We start from the raw sequence: 25,759 nt of genomic DNA on the forward strand, positions 1-25,759 counted from the left end.
GCGGCCGGTCCCGCGGGGCCCAGCGCGGACCGCGCGCGGCCGACGCCATGGTCCACCCGGACGATCAGCGGCGTCCTTTGGGCGCGCCGCGGCATCGTCGGGCGGGTCGCGGCGGGACGCTCTCTCTAGCCACGGCGGGTTCTTCCCGTCGGCGGGCCGGGCGCCGTATCCCCGAGCACGGCGCCCGGCCCCCGGCATCCTCGGCCGGCCGGGGCAACGCCCCTACCGGCACCAGGACGGGCAGGCGGCCAGGCGGTCGGCGCCCACTCGCACCGCAACTGAGCGAGCGGCGGCCGCCGGCACGCCGACGGGGTTCGGCAGAGGTCCGGGGCCCCACGCCGACCGGATGCCGGAACTGCTCACCCCACGTGCCGAGTCGGGAATTCCAGCCGCGCACAGGCACCCGGGCGATATCCTTGGGCCCTCATTCCGGAAGCGGATACGGGAAAGCGGCAACGGGGGTCCACCGGTGGATGCTGACGTGAAGCGGCGTGCCGTCAACCGACTGCGAGCGCTCGACGACTGGCTCCTGTCGGCCGAAGGATGGGCCCGTGTGGAGGCAGTGCTCGCAGATCTGTACGCCGCAGTGACCGCCGGCTCCGACGACGCGACCAACAAGGGCCTCGCCGGTCTGCAGGACCTGGAGTCCGCCACTCGTGCCCAGACCCTGCCCGGCGCCCTGAAGACCCTCATCCCCGCGGACCGGCGCGAGCAACGCAACGTCCTGGTCGAGATACTCATCCTCGACCTGGACGGCCCGGACGAACCGGGCGACGAGAGGGACACGGACCCCGCGACCGACTGAGCGCCGTTCGCCTACGTCTGGAATCGGGTGACACCTGGTGCAACGGTTCGTCAAACCGTCGCTGATCATCACATGCTTCGTGCCGGCCGTTCCGAAGCCGGAGGACACCGCCCCCCGGCAATACCTCGGACGCCTGTGGGAGGCGTGCCGCCTGCTCGGCATGACAGAGGCGTTCGGCGGGCTGCCTTCACGTGAGGGACCCGTTCCCGGATTCGAAGCCGTCACGGCGGAGTTCACCGTCCTGGAAGCGGCGAAGCGAGCGGGCGGCCCCGGCATCCACGCCGCTTTCCGGTTCGCCGAGCACGATGTGCTCGGGCTGGTCGCCCTGATGGCGCCGAACGACCTCGACGCCGGGCTCGGGCAGTGGAGCACCCTGCTGGACCAGTGGTCGGCGGCCCTGACAGCCGCGGGGGTCACCGACCCCCCACCGGACGGGATCCTGGGCGAGTTCCACGTGTTCACCGCGCTGCACCAGGCGGGGACGCCCCGGTCACAGCCCCCCGTGGCCGAATCGGTCCGACGCCACGCGCCGCCGTCCGCCGCGGACGAGGACACCTGGTGGCGTGGGCACGACGTCACGGACCACGGGTTCTCCGTCTGGCGCACCGGCCCGGGAGACGTGAGGAACGTGGTGACCGACTTCTGCGTCCTCGCGCCGCTCCGAGCCGAGGAGGCACTGGACGAGTGGGTTTGGGCGAAGGACGGCGAGAACGGCTTACGGCCGCTGACCCGCTACCTGATGCACGCCGCCAAGGTCGGCTACGAGGCTCGCCGGTATCACACGCTCGCCTCCACCAAGCCCCTGCACGAGCGCCGGGCCGAAAGCGACCGGGAGAGCCGCGCCCTGCTGCGTGCGCTGCAGCCCGGCGCCTCCGGCGAACAGGTCAGTCTCAAGGACGTCCTGGCAGCCGCCGCCATGCTCGACCAGACCCAACTCGGGCCCCACGGAACACTGTGGACGATCACCCAGCATCGCGACCTGGCCCGCACGGTGAACATCGCGATCACGAACATGCGCCTGCACACACCCCGGCTGCGTCGCGTCGGACACGGTACCTCCTGGCCCGAGCGCGACCTGGCCGCGGCCGAGACCCTGGTCGCCCAGGTCCAGAACGATCTGGAGTACCTGTCGACCGCCCGTGAACGGGCCGAGGCGGCGCGCACCGCGGCCACCGCGGTCACTGACCGGGCGTTGAACGAGTACCGCAACCGGCTGAGCCTGGTGCAGACCTCGACACTGGGATCCCTGCTCACCGCGCTGACCGTGGTGCAGACCCTCGACTACGACCTTCCGCTGCCGAAGGCCGCCCAGTTGCCCACCATCCTCGTCCTCGCGGCCGTCGCGCTGCTCCTGCCGCTGGCGGTGCTCAGGCAGGCCGCGGTATCCGCGGCCTCACTCCCCTACCGCTGGATCGACTCGGCCGCCGCGGGCCTGCTCGGATCCTCGGTGTGCTGGCTGGCGCTGACCTTGTGGCGCCTGCACTTCGGTCACGCCCCGCCGGCGCCCGTCGTGACAGTGGGCGCATGCGCGGCCGTGGGCCTGGCCGTCACAGCGGCGGTCCATCGGGCGGCCCGCCGCCGCTGACTTCCCCGACCACCCCGTCCTCACAGAAGCGGGAGCCGAACAGGCCATGCCCCAGTCGACGAGCCCCCAGCCGGAAGACTCCGTCTCGGCCATTCTCGCTCTCATCGGCCGACTCGACGTCGAGGACGTCATCCTCCGTTTCGACGTGGACTTCGACGTCCCCATGCGGCAGGACGGCGCCCTGCGCCTCTTGCGGCTGGCCGGGGAGTACGGCCACGGCGGGCGGAACGACATCAGGGCCACGGCGCGCCGGGTGGGCGCCCACTGGTGCGAGATCGTCCACGCGGACGTGACGTACAAGCTGTTCACCGGCCTGCAGCTGATCAAGGCCTCACGGGACGACGCCCGGCTGCTCCACGAACTCCACCTCCGCGGTGAACTTCCGGCGGATGACCCCTTCGCCGCCTACGCGGCCGCCCGGTGGTTCGACGGAGAGGGTCGGATCCGGTACCGGCTGGGCAGCTTCACCTCCGCCCGCATCTCCTTCGGCACCGCCGTCGGCATCGCCAGGCGGGCCGGACTGTGGTGGGCCGTGCCGGATCTGCGCAGCAACCGCGAACGCGCGCGGTTCGAGGAGCAGGGGCAGCCGATGCGGGACGGTGGAGAGGCAGCGGCCAGGGGCGGGTTCGTCACGGAACTCGAGGCGCTCCTGCGGGAGATCGAGGAGCTGGCCCACCTGCACGGCGTGGACGTCGTCGTCCCTCCGACGCCCGGCACTCCCGCCCGCCACCGCGAGTTCCTCCGCGGCTATTCCAACGTCCTCCACAACCTCGCCATCGCACTCCGTGAGGCCGGACGGCCCGAGGAGTCGCTGGCGGTCACTTCACGCTCCTTGGCGATCTCCGAGGGCCTCGCCGACGTGTACCGGGTGGCGCAGTCACGTACCAATCAGGCGCTGTGCGACCCGGAGAACGCCCAGCGGCACTTCGAGGAACTGCTGACCCTCCCGCTGCAACGCTGGAGGGCCATCGCCCGGCAGAATCTCGCGCTCCGCACCGGGGGCGGCCGGGGGCTGGAGGAGCTGAGGCGACTCCTGGACGAGATCGAGCAGGACGACTCGCCGGACGGACACCACGCCGGTCTGGACGTCGACTTCTACGCCTACACCGTCCGCGGGTACCAGCGGACCGCCGAAGCCCTGCCGCCCGAGCGCCGTCCGAAGGACGTCCTCACACGGCAGCTGGGCCTGGCGCGTTCGGTCCGATCCGCCATCGCCCTGCCCGCCTACAAGCGGACGTACGCCCGGCACATGCGACCGGCGTTCCTGCACGCCATCGCCGAAGCCGTCGTCCACGGACACGACGCGCAGGCCGACCAGGAGAGGGTCCTCTCCCTGGTCGAGGAGTCCGCCGGTCGTGAACTTCTCGACCTGCTCGGCTCCTCGCATCCCTCGTCGCTCAGGCCCCCCGCCCATCGTATCGCCGGAGCCCCCTCCCCCGAAGCATCCGGCCCCCGCCCCGGTCCCGCTGTGCGCGCCCCGCTCCGGGCCGCTTCACCCGAGCTGACCCAGGCCCTGCGCGAGGTGCTGGCCGAACGCGAGCGGGAGTACGAAGAGCACTTCCTGGACGCCCCGTTGACCTCCGTTCCACACGACGAGGACATCGCGCACCGCCTCGTCCAGTACACCCTCAACCACCCGGGCTCCGCCGTGGTGCGCTACTTCCGATACGCCGCGCCCGACGGACTCACGGGCGGCGCCGGAGCGGTGCCCGACGCGCTCGGCATCATGGTCTGCCGGGACGGGCGTCTGACGACCGTGACGGGCATCCCCTACGGAAAGGTGGCGGACCTGGCCGAACTGGTGTGGGCCGACATCTCCGACCCCGAGTCGCCGTGGCCCTCCGAGGCGACCTGCCGCCACGTCTGGGACCTCCTCCTCGCGCCCGTCTGGGACCGCGTCGACGACGGTGCCACCACGACCCATCTCACCCTGATCCCCACGGACCACGTCTTCGCCATACCGCTCCACGTCGCGGTGGGCCCCGGCGACACAAGACCACTCGCCGCACGGGTCCCGCTCTCCCACTCCGTCAGCGTGGCCGCCTTCGTCACGCAGGGACGCCACCTGCTCAAGCGCCAGCTCATGGAACAGGACGACGACCTGACGGCCCTGCTGTCCACCGACGCCGACGCGTCGGGCCGCGAACTCGTCGGCACCGGCTGGCACCCCGGCAGGGTCTTCGTGGCCGGCCCACCCCCGGAGGGCCTGGAGTACACCGAGCCGGCCCACGACGCCGACTGGGACGGACTGAGCGCACTCGTGGCCAGGGAGCCGGAGTTCTTCGTCTACGCCGGCCACGGCACCTACCTGGACGGCCCGGAGGCCGCCGGTCCGCTGCTCCACCTCGGCAGCCACGACGTACTGACCCAGTTCGACCTCGCGCTGCGGGTGAGCCTGCCGCGCAACAAGCTGACCGTCCTGGGCGCGTGCGTGGCGGGACAGGGCATGCGCTCCGACGGGGGCGACGTACTGGGATTCATGCGCTCGCTGGTCATCAGCGGCGCCGGAGCCGTCTGCCTGCCCCTCTGGTACGTCCTGGACATCGCGCTGGTGCAGACCGTACGCGCGCTGCTCCGCACGAGCAGGCAGGTCCTGGGCGATGCCGACAGCGCGCCCTTCGACGTCGTCCAGGCCCTCCACGAGCACTACCTCACGGTCCTGGACGACTATCCGAACCTGGCCGGCCGCATCCAGCACACCCCGCTGGCCCTGTACTTGTGACATCCCAGCGGCGGCGCTCGACGGGCGCGGGCCGGAGACCGAGACCGCACGAACCGGAAGAGACGAGGCGACGACACATGACACAGGCCGGATCCGAGGGCGACGCGGTGCGGGAGCGCAGGGAGGCACGCCTGAAGGCCTACGCCGCCCTGCGGGAGCAACGGCCGGAGCTCTTCGTGAACCCCCCGGGGACCGCGTACGAGATCCTGCTCGACCGAGCCGAACAGGACCACGTGACCCGCGAAGTGGAGGCGGTGGCCGTCGCGTTCGGCTTCCCCGAGGACTGCGCGGACATCGGCGTCGTCTACCGCGACCCCTACGTCTGCATGGTCCGCGACGCCGTGCGCTTCCGCTCCGGGCGCGTCAACACCTACATCCGCTTCGTCCCCGAGGGCCCCAGAGGAGGTGCCGCCGTCCTACCGGTCCTGGACGACGGCAGGATCGTCCTCCTCCACCACTTCCGGCATGCCGACCGCGACTGGCACTGGGAGATCCCGCGGGGTTTCGGTGAGCCCGACGAGGAGAGTTCGACCACCGCGCGCCGTGAACTGCTGGAGGAACTCGGAGGAGAGGTGACCGAGATGATCCATCTCGGCGAGCTCACCTCCGACACGGGGATGCACAGCGCCCGCGACCAGCTCTACCTCGCGCGGCTCGCCTCGTCCTCGTTCCCCGAGACGCCGGGCCCCGGCGCCCGCGAGGAGGGGATCGACGCCTTCCGGGCCCTGACCCCCGACGAGATGCGCTCCGAACTCGCCAAGGGACACATCCACGACGGCTTCACCCTTGCCGCCTGGGCCCTGGCGACGGCCCGCGGGCTGCTGCCGTCAGCTCCGTGAGGCCGACGCCGCGCCGGCCGCCTGCCGGGCGACCCGGTGAGCTTCGCTCCGTGGCCGCGCCGCGGCACGGCTGTGCGCGTCGCCGCAATGGGCCGCGTCGGCGACGTCGCGGTCGCGAGGGCGACCCGGGCGTGGTCACCGGTCGCCGGTGTGCGGGCGCGCGGGGCGCGGGGCGCGGCAGTGGTTGACGCCAGTCGCCCAGCGCCGTGAGGAGAAACCGGCGGGCCAGGGTCCGTATCGCGTCCCATGCCGGTTCCGTGGCCAGGGCTTTCGCCCGAGTGCACGGTGAGTGACATCCGCTGGGGGCCGGCAGGACGGAAGACGGGTCTTGGACGCCGAGCTCGAGGGCCTCATCCGGCTTGTGGTCAGCGTCGCGACGGGAGCGTTCCGGGACGAGGCACAACGGGAGCGCTCGGCACCCGGGCCCCGGCGTCGCCGGGCACCCGATCGACGCTGCGGACAGGACGGTCGAGGATCCGGGGACCGGGTGCCGTCGCAGCGATGATTTCGCCGGCGCCCGCCGGTCTACCCACCGACCGGGACGACCAACTCATCGGGAGTAGACCGTGGGCCTCATCCACATCGAACTGTTCGCGACCCTCGACCTCGTCGGGCAGGCGCCCGGCGGCCCCGACGAGGACCCGGCCGGGTTCCCGTTCGGCGGCTGGCAGGCACCCCTGCTGGACGAGGTCGCCGGGGCGCAGGTCGGGGCCGCGTACGAGGGCACGGACGCCCTCCTGCTCGGCCGGCGGACGTACGACATCTTCGCCGCCTACTGGCCGCACCAGAAGGACGGCGAGGACGGCGAGATCGCCAGGCTCTTCAACAGCGTCCCGAAGTACGTGGCCTCCCGGGGCAAGCCCGACCTCTCGTGGGCCGGGTCCACGCAGCTCGGCCCGGATCTCGCCGGCGCGGTGCGCGAGATCCGGGACCGGCACGAGCACGTGAAGGTCGTCGGCAGCCTGGACCTGGTCCAGACCCTCCTGCGCGAGAAGCTCTTCGACCGTCTCGACCTCTGGGTGCACCCGATCGTGCTCGGCGTCGGCAAGAAGGTGTTCGACGGCGGCGCGGTCCCCACGAACGTCACCCTCCTCGAACCGCCGGCGGCCAGCCCGACGGGCACCGTGTACCTGCGCTACGGACTCGCCGACGGCACGCCCGGAACCGGCGACATGAGCGCACCCGATCGCGGCGTCGGGCGCGGCGACTGAGCGTCCCCTCGCGCCGGGTGGCTCCGTGTCGCCGGCGGTCAGGCGGGGAACCGGTACCGATGCGCGAGCCGGGCGCCCGCGACCGGGCCGGCGATACTCGCGGGCCGGAGTGCCGGCACCGCGGGTGGCAGGGCCTCCGCCGGGCCGTCGCGGGAGCACTCCTGGGTCGGTTAATCGCTTGCGGACCCTCTTGGTGGGGTGTCTGATCCCGGCCATGACGATTGTGCTGGGAACGCCGGCGGTCGACGGGGTGCGCGAGGCCATGGCCGCGCTGCGGGAATGGCAGTACGACGGAGCGCCGATGCAATTGCATCCGGGCGACATCGGCTGGAACCACCGGTTCGGAACGGCCGAGACGGCCGCGGTGGTCCGGACCTGGAGCCGGGACGGACGGATCCTGGCGGTCGGGATGCTGGACTCGCCGACGGTGGTGCGGATGACGGTCGCTCCGGACGCCTTCCGGGATCAGGGCCTCGCGCGGCGGCTCGTCGAGGACTTCTCACTTCCTGAGCGCGGCGTGCTGCCGGAAGGAGCGGTGTCGATCGAGGCGCCGCTGGGCCTGCTGCTTCACGACCTGTTGACCGAGGAGGACTGGGGGGTCGACGAGCCGTGGACACCGCTCTTCCGCGGTCTCGCCGAACCGGTGGAGGACCCCGGCGTGCGGATCAGGGCGATCGGCCCGGAGCAGGCGCAGGATTTCGCCGGCGTCCTGCGGTCGGCGTTCGACACCTCGAGGCCTACGCGCGAGTACTGGCACGCGATGTCGGCGGGACCGTTCTTCGCGGACGCCCGGTGCCTGGGCGCATGTGACGACCAGGGCGACGTGGCGGGAGTGGTGACGGTCTGGTCGGCCGGTCCGGGGAAGCCGGGGCTGGTCGAGCCGATGGGCGTGCACGAGGACCACCGCGGTCGCGGCTACGGCCGGGCGATCACTTTGGCCGGGGCGGCCGCGCTGCGGGAGATGGGCTCGTCGAGCGTGCGCGTGTGCACGCCGAGTTCCAACGCCGGTGCCATCGCCACGTACAGGGCGGCCGGGTTCGAGGCACGGCCGGAGGTGCGGGACCGGATCCGGACCGCCTGACGCCGGGCCGCGCGCAGTCCCCTTGGGCCCGGGCCGCGGGGACCTGAACCTGCGCGAGGAGCAGGGGGACGAACGACGACGGCCCCTGCGGGTGAACGGCAGTCGTTGACCCGCAGGGGCCGTCTTCGGTGCGGTGCTGCTCGCTGCTCGGCCGGAACCCGCCGCGGCCTCGTCGGACGCGGCGGGACCGGTGGCCACATGGCGCCCTACGACCGAGGGATCCACATGGGGTTCGCCCACTCCGTCGACGGCGCCCAGAACCCGGCGCCGCCGGCGGAGCCCGTGCCGTCGCCTCCGCGGCTCAGCAGGTCGGCGACCGCGGCGGTGCGGTCGCCGCCGTTGCCGCCGGCCGCGACCGGACGGTCGTCGCGGTCCGTGGGCTGGAACCCGACCGTGTAGGTCCGCGTGACCGAACCGTCGGCCGAGGTCACCTTGATGGTGCGGGTGGTGAAACGGTGCTCGTTCGACGCCAGGACCGAACTGCCGTCGGTGACCTTCACCCGCGCGCCGGACTCGGCCGGTACGGCGCTGAGGGCCGGGATCTTCCTGTTCTTCGGCCAGTCGACGACGTACGTGGACACGGCCGGGTCGAACCCGTCGATCGCGACGCCTCCGACGGTGATCGCCTTGGCGTCGGCGACACTGGCCCTGGTGGCGTCGGTGTGGTTCGTCACCTTGACCGACCCGTCCGCGCCCACGACCACCTTCGCGGCCATCGCGGCCGCCAGGTTGATCCGCTCCCAGCTCGCTCCGCCGTCCGCGGTGAGGTCCAGCGGGGAGCCGGAGTCCGTCGCGGTCTGCTCGAGGATCTGGACGCGCTGAGCCGTGGTCAGGTCCGGGAAGGCCGTGATCAGCAGGGCCGCCGCGTCGGACGGCGCCTTGAGGGCCTGCCCGGACTTCCCGACCCGGGAGAACCCGTAGTCCAGGCGCTGCGTGTACAGGTCGACGTGCTGGGCCGTGTTCAGCCCGGCGTAGGAGTCGCCCTGGCAGGCCTCGAGCGTGTCGCCGTAGCCCTCCTTCTCGCACTGCGCGAGCAGCACGTTCTCCATCTCGGTGTGGGCCTGCGTCAGCAGCTTCGCGAAGTCGGGGTCCGCCCACCGGTGCGCGACGGTGGCCTGTGCGGCGATGCGGCCGCCCATGACGTCGAGCGGGTAGTGGAAGCCGAGGACGATGCGGTTGTCCCCGTACTCCGAGGTGCGGGCGAGGATCGACGGTGCCAGCTCCGGCAGGAGCGTGGCGAGGACGGTCCCCGCCTCGTAGCCGCCGTAGGTGTGGCCGCTCGGGTAGGAGCCGCTGGTGGTGAGGCTGCCGTAGGAACCGTCCTGCGACTCGTAGACGGCACCGCCGTCGCCGACGAACCCGAGCCGCACGTAGGGGCGCTGGTAGGCGTAGTGGTCCTTCGCCGTTCCGCCCTTGTCGAGGCCCTGTGTGACGCGGGAGAACAGCGCGCCGGTCTTCGGCAGCCGCCCGTCGTTCAGGGCGTCCAGGTAGATCTGGCCGAGCCGGGAGCCGAGGCCGTCGGCCATCGTGACGGTGGAGCTGTTCGTCGCGTCGACCTCGGCCCGGTCCACCTCCTTCTGTGACGCCGCGTTGTTGATGCGCACGGCGATGCGGTCGTTCTCAGCGGAGGGCGGGGTGCCGTAGGGCACCTTGGTGTTGGCGGCGAGGATGCCGGAGTCGAGGTGCTCGAATCCGTTGAGCAGGCCGTAGAAGTAGTCGGTCCCGTCGCCGGTGCCCGGCCACTTGTCGGACGTGTAGGTGGCGTTGAGCGTGTCGTCCGGGAAGGGGGACGGCTCGTAGGCCGGGTCGGAGGCGTCCGCCGCGGCGGTCGCCGAGGTGGACACCGGGACGGTCGCGGTGGAATCGTCCGAGGTTCCGGCCAGGGTGACCGCGGTGACGGTGGCCGCGTGGGCCCTCGCCCTGCCCGTGGTCGTGAGCAGCGTCGTGCCCGTGGTGGCGGGAACGTGCGCGGTGGTTCCGTCGTCGAGGGCCACGGTGTAGCCGACGATCGGGAATCCGCCGTCGCCGGCCGCCCGCCAGGTAACGCGGACCCGCTCGCCGTCGGTGATCACACCCGTCACGGCCGGCTTCTGCGGCTTGCCGCCGCCGGTGACCACGGGCGCCGTGGTGGCGCTCGGCTGGGAGGTGCCGACGACGTTGACCGCCTGGACGCGTGCCGTGTACGAGCTGCCGGACCGCAGCCAGGTGAAGGTCGCGCTCCGGCTGTCCGGGTCGTCGATCTTGATCTGGTGGCCGTCGCTGAGGCTGATCTTGTAGCCGGTGACCGGTGAGCCGCCGGTGTCCTTCGGTGCGGACCAGGCGACGGTCACGCTGGTGCCGGACGAGGTCGCCGACACCGCGTCAGGCGCGGCCGGCACCGTCCTGGGCTTCGTGGTGAGCCCGGACACGGCGTGGCGGAGGGTGTCGTACCGGCCGGTGAGGGCCGCGTCGGTGGCCGTTCCGTCCGCGATCGCCGTCTTCGCCGCGGCGAGTGCCGCGGTGAACGCCTTCCACGACGCGTCCGTGTAACGGTCGTCGTCGAGGGCCGACGCGGTCGCGACCAGGTCCTCCAGCCTCAGCCGCGGAAGCGGCACCAGCTGGCCCGCCGCCAGGGTGAGGCTGCGCGTCCGCGTGTCGACTTCGAGCTGGGTGGCGTCCTCGGCGGCGGCGAGGGCGCGTGCGGCCGCGAGTTCACGCCCGTACACACCGAAGTCGATCGCGTCGTAGCGCTCCGCGTCGGCGGAGAGCCCCTCGTACCGCTCGATCGCCTTCCGCAGGGCGGACTTGTCCGTGACGGCGGGTGTCTCCACGTGGTTGAAGGTGATCCGGCCCAGGTTCGCGACGTACGGGTGCGAGGAGTCCGGGGTCGTCGTCAACCGCAGGTGGACGGTGTGCGTGCCGGTGACCGCCTTGGGCAGCGTCAGGCTCGTCGTCCCTCCGGCCGACCACGCGGATCCCGTGACGGGCAGCGGCACGGTCGCGTACGGCGTGCCGGGGTCGGCCGCGTCGAAGGAGTCCAGGTAGAGCTGGACGGCGGAGCCGGTGCCGCAGCGGGCGGAGTTGTTGACGTAGGTGATGGTGACGGTGCTCTTCGGGGAGCTGCCGAAGTCGATGTCCCCGTAGTCGATCCAGGCCCCGTTGTAGGTGCCGCCGAGGTCGGTGGTGGTACCCGAGCCGGTCCAGCCGACGGGCTCGCTCTTGAGGCCGCCGCCGCTGTGCGAACGGAACGCGGTGGCGTCGAAGCCCACGGGGGCGTCGGCGGTCCGCGTCAGGGCCAGCGAGTAGACGTTGCCCACGTACGGCTGGGAGGCGGTCTGCGTGCTGGAGACGAACGCCGCGTACACGTCCTGGACGCCGGTGAAGACGCTCGGGTCGAGGTGCACGTTCGTGGTGGCGATCGTTCCCCAGCCCGATCCGCTGTAGTCGAGGGGGATGTCGACCTTCTTCGCGCCGTCCTTCGAGCCGAGGTTCAGCTCGATGTGCGAGTCCGACGCGGCCCGCGACTCGGGCTTGTCGTAGCGGACGGTGACGGTGTCGGCGCCGCCCTGGAGGTCGGTGTCCTTCCACTGCGCCCACGCGCCGTTCGTCACGTTCTCGAAGATGCCGTTGCCGAGGTTGAGCGGCAGCGAACCGTTGCCGGTCGTGGTGCTGTTCACCGCGGTCAGCGTGGCGAGCGTGGTCGTCGGGGACGTCGAGACCTCGTACGGCGAGAACTGGTACCAGTCGAAGTTCGACACCCACTGCTGGCCCGACGGGGCGTGGAACACGAACGTCGCGCTCGTGGCGCCCAGCAGGGCGTCAGGGTCGGTGACGGCCGCCTGCACCGTGTTGTAGTACTGCCAGCCGCCGGTCCCGGGGAGCGCGACGGTGGCGACGAGGGGGCCGTCCGCGGCGCCCGCGTGGATGTCGACGCTGCTGGGCTTGGCGTTCACCGGCTGCGAGTTGGCGTAGCGGACGGAGACGGTCCGCGGGGCGACCCCGCCGAAGTCCAGCCGGGTGAACCGCTCCCACGATCCCTCGGTGACGCCGCCGAGGTTGCCGTCCGAGTTGTTCCGCTCGCTGACGAGGCTGGGGCCCTCCTTCTGGTCGGGGTCCTCGGCCTGCAGGACGGCGAAGCCGCCCTCGTCGATGGTCAGCCCGTCGACGGCGGTCCGCAGCGCGTCCTGCGCGGCCATGATCGTGCCCGTCACGGAGCCCGTGTCCGCGAGGACGGTCCGAGCGCGTTCGAGGGCCGACCGGAACAGGTTCCAGGAGCCGTCGGAGTAGTTGGCGCTGCGCACCACGGACGCCTGGTCGACGAGTGCGCCCAGGGCCTCGCGGTGCACCGCGGCGGCGGAGACGGGGAGCGGGTCGGTCGGGGATATCCCGGTGCCGCTCACCGTCGAGGCCCGAACGCCGTGGGCGAAGGCCGCGTCGCGGAAGGTGACGCCGAGGCGCGCGTCCACGTCCGTGGTACCGGTGAGGGACAGCGTCGCCGTCCGCTTGCCGGTAACGCGCAGGTCCGCGGTGACGCCCTTCGGCAGGCCGGTCACGCTCGCCGCACCGGTCTTGGTGAGGCTGGTCCCCTTGTGGGCGTCGAAGGTCGCAGGGCCGTCCAGGGTGAGCTTCACGCTGTCGTCGAGGGTGCCGTCCTCGTCGGTGGCGACGGTGCCCGGCCGGGCGGAGACGACGGTGTCGCCCTTGTCCGTGCCCGTGTCGCCGTCACCGGTGTCGCCGCCGTCGGTGTTCAGCGAGTACGCGGGCTTGGTCTCGGCGCCCCACTGGGAGGGCGTGGAGCCCATGGTGAAGTCCAGCGTGCCGCCGGAGATGATCTGCGCGTAGTCCAGCCACGTGTTGTCGAAGCGCTTGCCGTCGAGAGTGGCGTTCTGCACGTAGTAGCTGCTCGCGGACACGCCGTCGGCCTTCACCGTGAACTTCGAGCCGTTGGCGTAGCTGATCGTCGTGGAGTCGAAGAACGGGCTGCCGATCTGGAACTGGCTGGAGCCGGCGGTCACCGGGAACAGGCCGAGCGCCGCGCCGACGAACATGGTCGACATCGTGCCCGCGTCGTTGTCCATGGTCGGCAGGAAGCCGTTCGGGGAGAGCTTGTAGACCTGGGTCTTGATCGGCGGGGTGAACTGGCCGCCGGAGCTCGGGGCCTCGTTCGTCGAGCCCGTCGCGATGTAGCGGTTCCAGGTCGTGCCGGTGTAGATGGCACGCACCCACTTCTGCGTCAGGCTCGGTTCACCGACGTAGTTGAAGAGGTAGGGGGCCTGGAGGTCGATCTCGTTCGCGTTGGAGTGCAGCATGGTCGAGCCGTCGTCGACGGTCGAGTCCTCGCCGAACATGTGCTTGACCGCGGCCTTGCCGGCCTTGTCGCCGCCCATGGCCTCGATGAGGCCGCCCATGTCGTACGCGTCGTACCAGTGGTACTGCCAGAGCGTGCCCTGGTAGAGGCCGGCCGCCTCGAACTTCTCGTAGTCGGCGCTCTGCCAGTCGCCGTTCGCGGCGCGCGGGGTGAGCAGACCGACCTCGGTGCCGTCGGCCGCGGTCCAGGCACCGGACTTGACCAGGTTGTCGATAGCCATGGCCGACTGCGCGCGCAGCTTCTTCGCGTCGTCCTTCTTGCCGAGCGCGTCGGCGATGACGGACAGCGCCCACTGGTCGTAGCCGCGCTGCACGGTCGTACCGGGGTCGCCGGTGACGTAGCCCTGCCGCAGCTGCGCACCCGTGTAGTAGCCGGAGTACGACAGCAGCGCCGGGTACGCCTCGTCGAGCCGGTCGAAGTTCCTGAAGCCCTTCGACAGCGCGTCGGCGACCAGCACGGCCGAGCGCTCCCAGCGCACGGTCGGGACCGAGTGGGTCAGGCTGCCGAGGCTCTTGCCGGAGGCGCGGGCGTCGGCGAAGAGCTCGACCAGCGACTGGATCATGTCCCGGTAGGTGGCCGGGTCGATGTAGGCCTCGACGGAGTACTTGCGGAAGTCGTCCCAGGTGGACCAGCCGTCGTAGTACGTGAAGCCGTTCGCCTTGTGCACCGCCCCGTCCGCGCCGCGGTACGTGCCGCTGGTGCTGGTGGCGTTCACCGGCAGCGCGTACATGCGGTACAGGTGCGTGTAGAACTCCTTGGTGAGCGTCGACCCGGGGTCGGACTTGGCCGAGGCGCGCACGTCGACGGCGCCGAGCGCGCTGTTCCACTCCGCCTTGGTCCGCGCCCGCGCCTGGTCGAAGGTGAGGTCGCCCACCTCGTTGCGCTGGTCGGTCGCGGCCTGTTCCGCGCTGATCGGCGACAGCGTGATGCGCAGTTCGACGTCGTCCCCGTGGGACTTGTCGAACCCGAGGACGGCGCCGGTGTCGGCGCCGTCCTGCGAGGTCGCGTCACCGAGCCTGCCGTCGGCGCCCCAGCTCTTCAGGGACGTCACGGGGACGTTCGTGGTGGCGTCGTAGTAGAGCTTGTACGAGGCGCCGTTGAACGAGCCCGCGATGAGCCCGCTGATGGACGTGGTCCCGTCCGGGAGTGTCGTCGCCTTCATCGTCGAGCGGGTACGGCTGGTGAAGTTGTTCGCGAGGTCGAGGACGAGCTCGGGGTCCGACCCGGCGGGGAAGCTGAACCGCTCCAGCGCGGTGCGCGTGGTCGCGGTCACCTCGGCCTTGATGGTGCCGGGGTCCTGCGTCACCGCGGACCCGGTTCCGGAGATGGCCCCGAGGCCCACCTGGTAGTAGCCGGGCGTCGCCGTCTCGTCGTCGTGGCTGTACGCGTGCGCGTACGTGCTGGGCGCGGGCCGCTTGTCGTACCGCACGGAGGTCGGCACGACCAGCAGGTCGCCACCGCCTCCCGAGCCGCCGACGCCGTCGAGGTTCGTCGCGGTGAAACCGGCGATGTGGTCCTCGTTGTAGTCGTACCCGGGGTGGTTGCGGTTCGGCGTGGTCAGCGGGCTGACCTTGGCAAGACTGTGCGGCGCCTGGGCGCCGGGCAGGTCGTTGCCGTCGTCGCCGGCGGTCGCCACGAACGGGTCGACCAGCTTCGTGTAGTCCGTACCGCCGGAGCCTCCCGCGGAACCCGCGGACGCCGTCGAGGCGGGCGCGGCCACGGCCGCGCCACCACCCGCGAGCGCCGCGAGGCCGAGCGCCCCGGTCAGCAGCGCGGCGACCGCCGCCCGAAGGGGGCTGCGGCGGAGACCCGATGTTCTCGTATGTGTCACGCGGGGCAAGGGCGGATGGGATCTGATGGACACGTAACCTCTCCAGCGTCGCGATACGCACGCACAGTTCGGCCTCACCAGAAGACAACGTTGTCAGCCCGGACGCCGGGCGCGCAACCCAGAGCGAGACGGCAGCGCACAGGCGGGATCGTACCCGCCGTGTTCACAGCCGTCCGCCATCAGATACGGAAAAGACGTACAGGAGGCGAACAGCAAACGCACAAAGGGTGCGTGCCGGATGCCGTGTCCGGGCACCGGCCGTACTTCCTCCACCTTCCGGCACCCATCAGGCATCTGACGCCTTTTCGCAGGACAGCGATGTGGGTCCGCCGTCCGGCCGGCGGGGCCGGAGCGGCCGCGGAGACCCGGGGCGGGGCGTCGGGGCGGGGGCGTCGGGACGGCGGGGGCGATCGGGACCGCGCACCGCTTCACTGCGGTCGAAGGCCTGCCACGATCTCGTTCGCGTACTGATCCTCCGGACCCAGGTCCTGAACCACTCCCCGGGCCTCCTGGACGCGATCGGTCTCGCACAGCAGCCGTAGGAGGACGTAGAGGGCGTGACGGTCACCGTCCTCGCGGCTGCGCAACGCCGCCGTCATCTCCCGCTCGCCGAGCGAGCCGTTGAGTCTGCGGCGTGCGTGGACATCCGTACGAGCGAGTTCCGCGAGCTCCGGGAACCGCTCGGCACGAACGAGCAGATCCATGTGCCACAGATGGTTGCCGTGCCTGTGATGATCCCCGGAGAAGCACTCGGCGTGGGCACTGACCAATGCGATGGCCGTGTCCCAGTCACGCGCCTCTTCCGCTGCCAGGACCTGCTCGAACCACTCCACCGGGGCAGTATCACGCAGGCCCGCCCCGTGCAGCATGGCGATGCCCGTCCCTGTACGGCGGGGCACCGCCGCACAGGCGAACGTCAGTGCAGGTCCACCTGGAACCCATGGCGGTGGTCGGCGGGGCAGGTGAAGATGCGCAGGTCTCCCGATCGGCCGACGACCACGCCCGTCTCGTCGTCGCTGGCCACGGTGAACATGAGTGTCATGGCCGTGCCGCAGTCGTCGCAGGCGAAGACCATGGGGTGCGTCAGGTGCCAGGTGGGCCAGCCGCCGAGCTTCCAGCCGGCGAGGCGGGTGATGACGTCGCCGGTCTCGCGGACCAGTTCCTCAAGGCGCGGGCGGAGGTCCGCCGGCAGTTCCTCCCGGAAGGGGAAGTCGGTCACACGCTCGGCGGTGATGGCGCACGGCTGTGGCAGGTAGCCGTCCTCTTCATACCGTGAGGGCGGCGGCGGGGTCGTCAAGGGGCCGAGGACGGCGGCGGCCCGACGCCAGCGCAGCTCCACCACGGGGCTGACGTCGGCCTGCGAGGCCGGAGGATCCCAGTGTTCATTGGGGCACCAGAGGATCTGCAGGAGGTCGATGCCGACGGGCCACCAGGGGCCCGGCACGTCGCGTCGGAAGATCTGTGCGACCGGCACCATGGCCGCGGCAGGCGAACCGGCGGGGTCGCTCGCGTCGGGCAGGGAACACTCGGGCCACGGTTCGTCACTCGGCCACAGCAGCGGTCCGCCGATGGAGCTGCTCCAGGGGTCCGGCTCCGCGCGTTCGGGGTGCAGGATGACCGCGTCGCGCGCGTAGGAGGCGAGTTCGGGCAGCGCGGCGAGTATCGCCTCAACCGTCGGACGGGTAGTGCGGGTCATCGTGCCTTCCGGTCTCAGGTCGTGGATCCCTCGCAGCGTATAGGCCTGCTGTGACAGCCACTCCCTCGCGGACGCCGGTCAACGCGCTCAAGGGCTCCAGAGCGGTGGCGACCTGCTCCGGGATGCGGGCCCGGTCCGCCATGGCATGGTGACTCTTCCCGCGGGTCGCCGGCGGCGCTCTGGCGGTAAGGGCTGCCGACACACGGTCGGGATCTACGGCCGCGGTACTCCGGCGAGGGCGCGGCGCGGCCGCCGCCCTGCCCTCAGGTGCCTTTTCCGCCGTGTTCTCGCGGGCGACGTTCCTCCCGTGCGGGAGGCCGGCAGAATGAGCGCAGCAGGTGCGTGCCGGGTGCCGTGTCCGGGGACTCATCGTGTCCCCTCCACATGCTGGTGTGCCAGGATCTGCTGCCGTGACGAGCGACGACCCTCTCGCAGGCCTGGACGATGTGCCCTGGGCCCAGCTGCAGCACTCCTACGGCATGGCCGACGACGTCCCCGGACACCTCCGGGCGATGCAAGCCGGGGACTGGGAGGGCCGGTACCCGCCGGATGCGCAACTCGCGAGCCACATCGTGCACCAGGGCACGCGATCGCAGGCCGCGGTGTACACCGTGCCTTTCCTCGTGCGGATGGCGCTCGATCCGAGGCTGGTCAACAGGCATCGGATCGTCGGTCTGCTGGTCGCCATCGCGATCGGGCTGGACAACAACCACCTGCCGAACGGCTATGACCCTCGGGAAGACCGCGCCGCCCTGGCGAATCTACGCGGCGAAGCCGATGGGTGGGCTCGCTGGATCCGCGAAGCGGAGGACGACGAGCAACGCAAAGATCGCGCGGAGACCTGGGCTCACGTGCTCATCGCCGCCGAAGCGGTGGTGCGGTGCCATGACTCCGTCCGGGAAGCACTTCCCGCACTTACCGTCCTGCTGACCTCGGACAGCCCTGAACTGCGGGCCATGACGGCGAACTTGCTGGCGTGGTTCCCCGAGTCCTCGGCGACGTCGATTCCGCTCTTGAAGGCGTTCATCGCCGAGGAGGATTCGCCCGGCGTGGCGGCGACGGGAATCGTCGCCCTCGGCCTGCTCGGCGAACGGGCGGCTGTCCCCTTCATCCGGCGCTACCTGGACAGCCCGATCGTCGAGTTGCGTTGGGCCTCCGCCTTCGCGCTGACGCGATTCGGCATCGCCGACCCGGCCGTCGTCGACGTGCTGACACAGGTCGTCGCCCGGCCGCCTGAGAAGACCGGGACCATGTCGTTTCTGAGCGGCTCCTACATGAGTCTCGCGGCGATGGCCCTGGCCGCAACGTCCGAAGGCACGACGTTCAAGGCGGTCGATGCCATGCTGATCGGCCTGGCCGACAGTACTGGCGTCGAAGGGTTCGATGACAGGTACTACACCGGGCAGGTGCTGTTCGGGCTGGTTTTCCCGGGCGATCCCGCCGAGCCTCCTCAGTCCTTCGGCGACCTGAGCGACGCGCAGCAGCGTGTCGTGCGCTTCGTGGCCGACCGGGGCGAGGCTGCCTGGCCATCCGGCGCAACGGACGCCCTGCGTCGGTGGAAGGTGCCGACCAGGCTCTCTGAGCTGCGCGTCTACGCCGGGAGGGGACAGCTTGGCCAATAGGCCGGTGCCCGACGCCTCGTCGTGCTCACGCTGGTTGTCCTTCGCCGCCGCCACCCCCGCCCTCAGACCCGGCCCGGACCGCGCCGGAAGCCGGAATCGGGCATCGGGCCTGATGCCGCGCTGCCAGGCTGGCTGCATGGATCTTTCCGAGCGCTTGCCCGACTGGACGGACTGGGACCGTGCCGCCTTCGTGGTGGGCTGTTCACTGGGGATCTTCGGCGATTCCGAGGCCTTCACACGGATCAAGTGGGCGTGCTGGACGGACAACCCACTGGGGAATGCCCTGCATGGGGTTCTTCTGCACCTGGCCGCCGCGGGAGTGCTGGAGCGGCGGGAGGAACCGGACGAGCGGTTCCGGTGGTCGGTGCAGTGAGTTCGGACAGGTGGGGGCCACCCCGCGCTCACGGCGAGAAGGTGCTCGGATCCGGACATGCGAATCGCCGGTGAACCGAGCAGCCGGTGCACCTTCACGACGTCGCAGGTGGCCAAGCAGGCGTGTGTCACGACCGCTGCGAGTGGCGATCAGTCGGCGGCGAGGACGTCGGAAAGACTTACAGCGGGGCAGCCGAGCATGCCCGCCAGCGTGCGCTGCTGACGTCCGGTCAGAGCGGCAACGAAGACCACGGCGTCAGCGTCGGCCTGGTCGCAGGCCTGTGCCACCTCGCGGACTTTGCCGTAGCTCAGAAGAGTCCGCGACGAGTAGGGCAGACCCATCTTCCGGACCCCGCCGTCGGAAACGCCCCGCCGCTGCACGAACTGCGCGACGACCCGAGCGCCACGCGCCACCAGCGCAGTGGCTGCCGACGTCATGCGCCCTTCGAAGTCCTTCTCTTTCGCGGAGAAGTAGCCGACCAGGACTACATCAGCGCCCTCGGGTGTGAGCCGAGGAGCCCGGCCTCGGGCCGACGCAGACGCCGACGCCGACGGCACACGGCGAGGCAGGCGCCGGTCGCGCCTTCGGGGCTGATGCACGAGCCACAGATTAGTGCGCTGACCGGGCGAGGTCCGTCCTCCCAGGAAACCTGCGGGGCTGCGCAACCCCCGGTCTTCACGGTCACCCGTGGAGGTCAGGCGGGGCGGGGAACGATGCTCACCGCCCGGTAGTCGTACCCGTCCTGCTTGAAGCCGGGCGCTTCCCAGATGAGATCGACCTGTTGCCCTGGTGACAGCGTGCGAAAGCCGGGCGCCTGAATGTCGGCGTAGTGGCCGAAGCACCCTCCGGGAGTCTCGGGCGAGTCGAGGACACCCCAACCCTCCTCGTCCCTCCACTCACGCACAATCGCAGTGACGACCACGGCGACCTTACGGGTCCCTCTGCGACGAGTCATCTGTCTCTCCCCCTGCTGCGGTGATTTCGAGGTCGCCGGTGGGACCGGTCGCCGCCTCAGTCGATACCGAGGATCGCACGCCGGTGGCGGGGTGGCGGCGAACAGTGCCGGCGTGATGATCGAGGGCCGGCCACCCCCGTGCGGCGGCGACCACGTCTGTACGGCCAGGCTCTCGTCGTGCGGACCGAGTTCACGCCCGTCAGTCAGAGCACTCGTCGCCATCAGCGTATCCCCCGCCGAAGGGGCCAAAGCGCTCCCGTATCCTCACGGCCATGCCCACCGGTCACGACGCCTGCCACTGCGCTGTCTGCCAGGACGACAACGGAGTGGATCCCCACACCCTGGCGACCGTGGACGTCATCCATCACCACGGTTGGCACGTCATGATGATCCCTGCCGACAACCAGGGACCCGGCTGGGCCTACACCATTGGCCTGTGGCACCGCCACGGGATGCCCGAGCTTGCGATGTTCGGCCTGGACATCCGCCTGATGCAGACGATCCTCAACGACCTGGGTCGGCGCGCTGTTGAGGGACACCCCCTGGAAGAGGACAAGGAGCGGGACGACGTCGCCGGCGTGCCCGTCGTGCTCAAGCCCGTCGACTACCGCTGGTACAGGGCGTTCTTCGGCGCCGCGATCGGCTTCTACCGCAAGCCGCCCTTGCCCTTCCTCCAGGTCGTCTGGCCGAACCGCGACGGAGCCTACCCCTGGCAGCCCGGTGGAGAGGACCTGATCGCCCTCCAACCCCGGTTGGATCTGCACCCCGACAAGCACCCTGCGGGAGTGTGGACACAGGACCTGTGAACGCACGATGGCGGACCTTGACCGGTGCAGGGCCTGTGCGCTCGGGCCCCAGGTAGGCTTCGCCGACGCTCGCGCTCGGCCGGCCGGCCGGCCGGGTGCGCATACCGGCGGACCGCAGCAAATCCGGCCCCGAACAGCGGAACCGAGCAGACCTGCGTCAGGCCACCGGTGCCCACGGTCCGCGGTTGCCCGTCGTCATGTGAAGGGGCCGAACCCGGCTCCTCGGGCGGTCGCAGCCGAGTATCGGGCTCGGCCGTCGTCACGTGGAGACGCCGCCGCGGTGGAAACGTGACCAGGAAGGCGTGAACACGACACGCGGCGCCAAAACGCCAACTCCATCCATTGACCTGGTTGTCGAGTACACGCGATCTTTCTTCGGCAACCGTCTCGTCGTCCGACAACGTCCTCGGGTACCGCCCCGTCCGCTCCGCCCTCCACCGGAGTCGCCCTGTGCTCATACGCCGTCCCTCACGCACCCGCTCCGGATCCCTCGGGGCTGCCCCTGCCGGGCCGGCGGGATCCCGCCGGCACCGTGCCATCGGCGCGGCCGCGGCCCTGCTGCTGACCGCGCTCGCCGTCCAACTGCCCCAGCAGGGGTCCGCCGTCGCCGCCGACTCCGGGCCCGCGGCGGAGTCGGAGCCGCTCTGCGGAACCCCGCAGCCCGGGCACTTCGGGTGCTTCGCGGTGCGGCAGTCGGACGCCACCGGCGGGCGTGGCGCGCGGTCCGCCGGTCCCGAAGGGTTCGGCCCGGCCGACCTGCGCTCGGCGTACAGCTTGCCGGCGGATGGCGGCGCCGGGGCCACCATCGCGGTCGTGGCCGCGTACGACAACCCCAACGCCGAGCAGGACCTGGCCGCTTACCGGGCCCAGTACGGGCTGCCGCCCTGCACGAGCGAGACCGGGTGCCTCCGCAAGGTCGACCAGCGCGGGGGAACGGACTACCCGCAGCCCAACGACGGCTGGGCCGGCGAGATCTCCCTGGACCTGGACATGGTCTCGGCCGTCGCGCCGAAGGCGCACATCCTCCTCGTCGAGGCCGACAGCTCGGCGACGGACGACCTGGGCGCCGCGGTCAACACGGCGGTGGCCATGGGCGCCCGCTACGTGTCCAACTCCTACGGCGCCTACTACGACGGCCCGGACCTCGCCGCCCTGGACGCGGCGTACTTCGACCACCCCGGCACCGCCGTGGTGTTCGCCTCCGGCGACTACGGCCACGGGTTGAGCTATCCGGCCTCCTCCCCGTACGTGACGTCGGTCGGCGGCACCTCGCTCAGCAGGAGCGACGCCGGTGCGCGGGGCTGGACGGAGACGGTGTGGAGCGGCACGGGCTCCGGGTGCTCCGCGTACCAGCCGAAGCCGTCGTTCCAGACCGGTACCGGCTGTGACCGGCGATCGGTGGCGGACGTCAGCGCGGTCGCCGACCCCGAGACCGGTGTGGCCGTGTACAACACCTACTCCGGCGGCGGGTGGGGGGTCTACGGCGGCACCAGCGCCTCCGCCCCGATCATCGCCGGTCTGTACGCGCTGGCCGGCACACCCGTCGACGGCACCTACCCGGCCGCGTACCCGTACCGCTCCCCCGGCGCGCTCAACGACGTGACCACGGGCAGCAATGCCCACTGCTCCGACGACGCGCCGTGCGACCCGGACGGCCCGCCCGCGTGCGAGCCCGCGAACAGCTGCACCGCGGGCCCCGGCTACGACGGGCCCACCGGCCTGGGTACCCCGAAGGGGGTCGGCGCCTTCCGGCCCGGCCCGCACGGCACCGTGACCGGCAAGGTCACCGACAAGGCGACCGGCAAGGCGCTGTCAGGGGCGACCGTACGGCTGGGCGCGCACTCGGCGGTCACCGGGGCGGACGGCCGGTGGTCGCTGGCGGCGCCCACCGGTACGTACACGCTGACGGTCGACGCCTTCGGCTACGCCCGCAAGAACCTGGGCGAGACCACCCTCGCCGACGGCGCGGAGCTGACCCGGAACGCCGCGCTCTCCGCCGTGCCGACCGCCACGGTCTCCGGGACCGTCCGTGACGGCGGCGGCCACGGCTGGGGCCTCTATGCCCGGCTGACCGTCGACGGTGTCCCCGGCACCGTCCACACCGACCCGAGGACCGGGCGCTACTCCGTCCGCCTCGAGCGCGGCCGGACGTACACGCTGCGCGCCACCGGCCTCTACCCCGGCTACCGGCCGGCCGAGACGAAGGTCGAGCTCGGATCGTCCTCGAGGACCGCCGACCTCGCGCTGCCCCTGGTCGGCACCGGCGCCCTGCCGCCCGGCTACGCCGTCGAGTACGGCGGTGGCGGCTTCCAGTCCTTCGACACCGCCGCGAAGCCCGCCGGGTGGAGCATCGTCAACCACACCGACGCCGGGGGCTGGGGTTTCGACGACCCGCTCACCCGCGGCAACCAGACCGGTGGTGACGGCGGTTTCGCCCAGGTCGACGACTACGCGCTCGGCTGGGGCGAGGTCGACACCGAGCTGATCAGCCCGGAGTACGACCTGTCGAAGGAGACGCGGCCGACACTGGAGTTCGACACCGCTCTGCCGAGTCTGTGGCGCTTCAACGACCCGACGGCCGACATCGACGTGAGCACCGACGGAGGGGACCACTGGGAGAACCTCTGGCACCACACCGACGTCGTGGAGGGCCCTTCCCACCAGACGGTTGCGCTCACCGCCTACGCCGGGAAGCCCTCGGTGCGGCTGCGCTTCCACTTCGCGGGCTCCCTGACCGGCATCTGGCAGCTGGACAACGTGGCCGTCGGCACCCGCTCCCTGGTCACGGTGCCCGGCGGGCTGCTGACGGGCCGGGTGACGGACGCCAACACCGGTGCCGGGGTCGTCGGTGCGACCGTCTCCGCCGCCAAGACGCCGCAGGACAGCGGCCGGAGCATCGCGTCGCCGGACGACCCGGCCGTCGGCGACGGGCTGTACTGGGCCTTCTCCTCCCGTACCGGCCGCCAGGAGTTCACCGCCGGGCTGCCCGCGTTCGGCTATCCGGCCGGCACGTCCACCGTGAAGGTCGAGGCCGACGCCGTCACCTCCGCGGACTTCGCCCTTCGCCCGTCCCGGCTGAAGGCCTCCCCCGGCGCGGTGGGCGTCACCGTCCCGTGGGGTGGGAAGAAGACCGTCACCGTGAAGGTGCGCAACACCGGGGGCGCCCCGGCCTCTCTCACCGTCGGCGAGCAGGCCGTCGCGCTGACCTCGGCGCGCATGCCGGGGGCGCCGAGGGAGCGGACGGCCGCCAGGCCCGACCCGCTCGACGTCGCGACGGCCACCGCCGCGGCCCCGGGCGGCGCCGCCGGGGCGACCGGCGGGGAGGCGTGGCAGCCGCTCGCGGACCTCCCGCAGCCCATGACCGGGGGGATCGCGGCCGCGAACGACGGAGTCCTGTACAGCGGTCTGGGGCAGACGCCCGACGGCCAGTGGACGACCGCCCTTCGCTCCTACGACCGGGCCACGGCGACCTGGAAGGACCTCGCCCCGGCGATCACCAAGCGCAGCGGCGCGGCCTACGGGTTCGTCCGGGGCAAGCTGTACGTCGTCGGCGGCAAGAACCGCGCGGGCACGCCGATCGCCGGCGGCGAGGTCTACGACCCGGCGACCGACACCTGGTCGCGGATCGCCGACGCCCCGAAGGCATACGGGAATTCCGCCGCGGCGGCGGTGGGCGACCGACTCTATGTGGTCGGCGGCTGCACCAGCGTGTCCTGTGGCACGCGCGACGTCCAGGTCTACGACCCGGCGGGCGACACATGGTCGACGGGCCCGGCCTACCCCGTGCCGACCTCCTGGCAGAGCTGCGGGACCGTCGACGGGACGCTGTACTGCGCGGGCGGTGTCCACCAGGGCGACGGGCAGCCTCCGCACGCCACGGCCGCCGGCTACGCCCTGGACCGTGCCGCCGGCCGCTGGACGCCGATCGCCGACCCGCCCGTGGACTTCTGGGGTGCCGCGACGGCCGTCGGCGCGGGCCGGCTCATGGCCGCCGGTGGTGTGCTCGTCGGGGCCGCCGCGGTGACCAACGAGGCGTACGCCTACGATCCGGCCGCGGACACGTGGAGCGCGCTGCCGAACCTGCCGCAGCCGCTGTACGCGGCGGCGGGTGCACCAGGCTGGTCCGTCGTGGGCGGCCAGAGCGCCGACAGGGTGATGCAGACCTCCGCCCTCGAACTGCCCGGCTACGACGCGCCCCACGGGGACGTGGCGTGGCTGGCGGGGAGGGCGAGCTCCTCATCCGTCGGCGCGGGCAGGACGGCGGAGCTGACGGTCACCGTCGACGCGCGCGCCATGGGGCCCGCCGACGCGGGCGCGCACCGGGCGCGGCTGGTCGTCGACAGCGACGGGCCGTACGCCTCCGTCACCGTGCCCGTCACCATGACGGTGGTGGCGCCGCCCGGCTGGACGCGTCTGAGCGGCACCGTCAGCGGCTCCGGGCGGCACGGCGGCACCACGCCGCTGGCCGGCGCCACGGTCCGGGTCGGGAGCGGAGCGGGTGCGCACACGCTGAGCACCGCCGCCGACGGCACGTACCGGCTGTGGCTCCCGCCGTCCGGAGGCGGCGTCCCGCTCGCGGTGAGTGCCGAGGGGTACCGGTCGGCCGAGCGCACCGTGCGGCCGCGCGGTCGCGACGCCGTGACCGTCGACGTGGTCCTGACCAGGCGTTAGGCGGTTTCCGCACGCCATGATGGGGCCGGTCCGGTGGGACCGGCCCCATTGTGTTCGGCGGGTCTGACGGACACGCGCGGCGGCGGGCGGCCGGGGGGGCACACGGCGGTGATCGACGGATGCCGCGGGGAGGACCCCGCCTTCCGGGCCCGGACGGCCGGCCCCTCATACCGAAGGTCGTGGGGAGGGGCTTCGTGGGCGCCGGGGGGGCACGA

General features: G+C 71.8%; 15 protein-coding genes. 10 read left to right on the plus strand and 5 right to left on the minus strand.

Features of this window, described 5'->3' with window-relative positions; translation table 11 throughout:
- Positions 1-481: 481 nt before the first annotated feature.
- The 6 genes from B085_RS0115460 to B085_RS0115485 all read left to right on the plus strand — a co-directional run bounded on the left by B085_RS0115460 (position 482) and on the right by B085_RS0115485 (position 8,243).
- Entirely contained in the window at positions 482-805 is a 324-nt protein-coding gene (locus B085_RS0115460; RefSeq protein WP_018559471.1) for a CATRA system-associated protein, read from the plus strand.
- A gap of 37 nt (positions 806-842) precedes the next feature.
- Positions 843-2,390, plus strand: coding sequence for a CATRA conflict system CASPASE/TPR repeat-associated protein (locus B085_RS48595; protein WP_018559472.1), 1,548 nt, complete (start codon positions 843-845; stop codon positions 2,388-2,390).
- A gap of 46 nt (positions 2,391-2,436) precedes the next feature.
- Complete coding sequence (locus tag B085_RS0115470; protein ID WP_018559473.1) at positions 2,437-5,112, plus strand: CHAT domain-containing protein; 2,676 nt, start codon at positions 2,437-2,439, stop codon at positions 5,110-5,112.
- Positions 5,113-5,189: 77 nt separating this feature from the next.
- A complete protein-coding gene (locus B085_RS0115475) occupies positions 5,190-5,951 on the plus strand; it encodes an NUDIX hydrolase (protein ID WP_018559474.1) in 762 nt (253 codons plus the stop codon).
- A 566-nt stretch (positions 5,952-6,517) separates the two neighbouring features.
- Complete coding sequence (locus tag B085_RS0115480) at positions 6,518-7,162, plus strand: dihydrofolate reductase family protein (RefSeq protein WP_018559475.1); 645 nt, start codon at positions 6,518-6,520, stop codon at positions 7,160-7,162.
- 214 nt (positions 7,163-7,376) lie between these two features.
- Positions 7,377-8,243 (plus strand): GNAT family N-acetyltransferase, encoded by an 867-nt coding sequence (locus B085_RS0115485; RefSeq protein WP_018559476.1) that lies wholly within the window; start codon positions 7,377-7,379, stop codon positions 8,241-8,243.
- A gap of 206 nt (positions 8,244-8,449) precedes the next feature.
- On the opposite strand, the gene B085_RS0115490 is transcribed toward B085_RS0115485, so the two are convergent.
- From B085_RS0115490 to B085_RS0115500, 3 genes are all read right to left on the minus strand, one after another.
- A complete protein-coding gene (locus tag B085_RS0115490) occupies positions 8,450-15,421 on the minus strand; it encodes a glycoside hydrolase domain-containing protein (protein WP_026251064.1) in 6,972 nt (2,323 codons plus the stop codon).
- A gap of 428 nt (positions 15,422-15,849) precedes the next feature.
- The gene (locus tag B085_RS0115495) at positions 15,850-16,254 is read right to left on the minus strand and encodes a hypothetical protein (protein WP_037731763.1); all 405 of its coding nucleotides are present in this window, start codon (positions 16,252-16,254) and stop codon (positions 15,850-15,852) included.
- Between the two features lie 83 nt (positions 16,255-16,337).
- Positions 16,338-17,117 carry a hypothetical protein gene (locus B085_RS0115500; protein WP_026251066.1) on the minus strand — a complete coding sequence of 260 codons (780 nt, stop codon included), beginning with the start codon at positions 17,115-17,117 and terminating at the stop codon, positions 16,338-16,340.
- 410 nt (positions 17,118-17,527) lie between these two features.
- Here B085_RS0115500 and B085_RS42545 point away from each other — a divergent pair, with 410 nt between their 5' ends.
- Both B085_RS42545 and B085_RS0115510 read left to right on the plus strand, forming a co-directional pair.
- Positions 17,528-18,739 (plus strand): HEAT repeat domain-containing protein, encoded by a 1,212-nt coding sequence (locus B085_RS42545; RefSeq protein ID WP_051102062.1) that lies wholly within the window; start codon positions 17,528-17,530, stop codon positions 18,737-18,739.
- 136 nt (positions 18,740-18,875) lie between these two features.
- Positions 18,876-19,112 (plus strand): hypothetical protein, encoded by a 237-nt coding sequence (locus B085_RS0115510; RefSeq protein ID WP_158689743.1) that lies wholly within the window; start codon positions 18,876-18,878, stop codon positions 19,110-19,112.
- A 149-nt stretch (positions 19,113-19,261) separates the two neighbouring features.
- Here the strand turns inward: B085_RS0115510 and B085_RS0115515 are convergent, their stop codons facing one another.
- Both B085_RS0115515 and B085_RS0115520 read right to left on the minus strand, forming a co-directional pair.
- Positions 19,262-19,549 (minus strand): hypothetical protein, encoded by a 288-nt coding sequence (locus B085_RS0115515; protein WP_018559480.1) that lies wholly within the window; start codon positions 19,547-19,549, stop codon positions 19,262-19,264.
- 257 nt (positions 19,550-19,806) lie between these two features.
- A complete protein-coding gene (locus B085_RS0115520) occupies positions 19,807-20,067 on the minus strand; it encodes a hypothetical protein (protein ID WP_051102063.1) in 261 nt (86 codons plus the stop codon).
- A gap of 272 nt (positions 20,068-20,339) precedes the next feature.
- Between B085_RS0115520 and B085_RS0115525 the strand changes: the two genes are divergently transcribed.
- Positions 20,340-20,873 (plus strand): DUF4262 domain-containing protein, encoded by a 534-nt coding sequence (locus B085_RS0115525; RefSeq protein WP_063741015.1) that lies wholly within the window; start codon positions 20,340-20,342, stop codon positions 20,871-20,873.
- A 450-nt stretch (positions 20,874-21,323) separates the two neighbouring features.
- Positions 21,324-25,544, plus strand: coding sequence for a carboxypeptidase regulatory-like domain-containing protein (locus B085_RS42550; RefSeq protein WP_018559483.1), 4,221 nt, complete (start codon positions 21,324-21,326; stop codon positions 25,542-25,544).
- Positions 25,545-25,759: the final 215 nt, after the last annotated feature.

This window comes from Streptomyces sp. BoleA5 (genome assembly GCF_000373665.1).
Lineage (GTDB): Bacteria > Actinomycetota > Actinomycetes > Streptomycetales > Streptomycetaceae > Actinacidiphila.

What these genes read in the sequence shown, in the direction of transcription:
- B085_RS0115525 (WP_063741015.1), top strand. Translation starts at nt 20,340, where the DNA reads ATGCCCACCGGTCACGACGCCTGCCACTGCGCTGTCTGCCAGGACGAC.
- B085_RS0115500 (WP_026251066.1), bottom strand. Translation starts at nt 17,117, where the DNA reads ATGACCCGCACTACCCGTCCGACGGTTGAGGCGATACTCGCCGCGCTG.
- B085_RS0115515 (WP_018559480.1), bottom strand. Translation starts at nt 19,549, where the DNA reads ATGACGTCGGCAGCCACTGCGCTGGTGGCGCGTGGCGCTCGGGTCGTC.
- B085_RS0115520 (WP_051102063.1), bottom strand. Translation starts at nt 20,067, where the DNA reads ATGACTCGTCGCAGAGGGACCCGTAAGGTCGCCGTGGTCGTCACTGCG.
- B085_RS0115475 (WP_018559474.1), top strand. Translation starts at nt 5,190, where the DNA reads ATGACACAGGCCGGATCCGAGGGCGACGCGGTGCGGGAGCGCAGGGAG.
- B085_RS0115485 (WP_018559476.1), top strand. Translation starts at nt 7,377, where the DNA reads ATGACGATTGTGCTGGGAACGCCGGCGGTCGACGGGGTGCGCGAGGCC.
- B085_RS0115510 (WP_158689743.1), top strand. Translation starts at nt 18,876, where the DNA reads ATGGATCTTTCCGAGCGCTTGCCCGACTGGACGGACTGGGACCGTGCC.
- B085_RS0115470 (WP_018559473.1), top strand. Translation starts at nt 2,437, where the DNA reads ATGCCCCAGTCGACGAGCCCCCAGCCGGAAGACTCCGTCTCGGCCATT.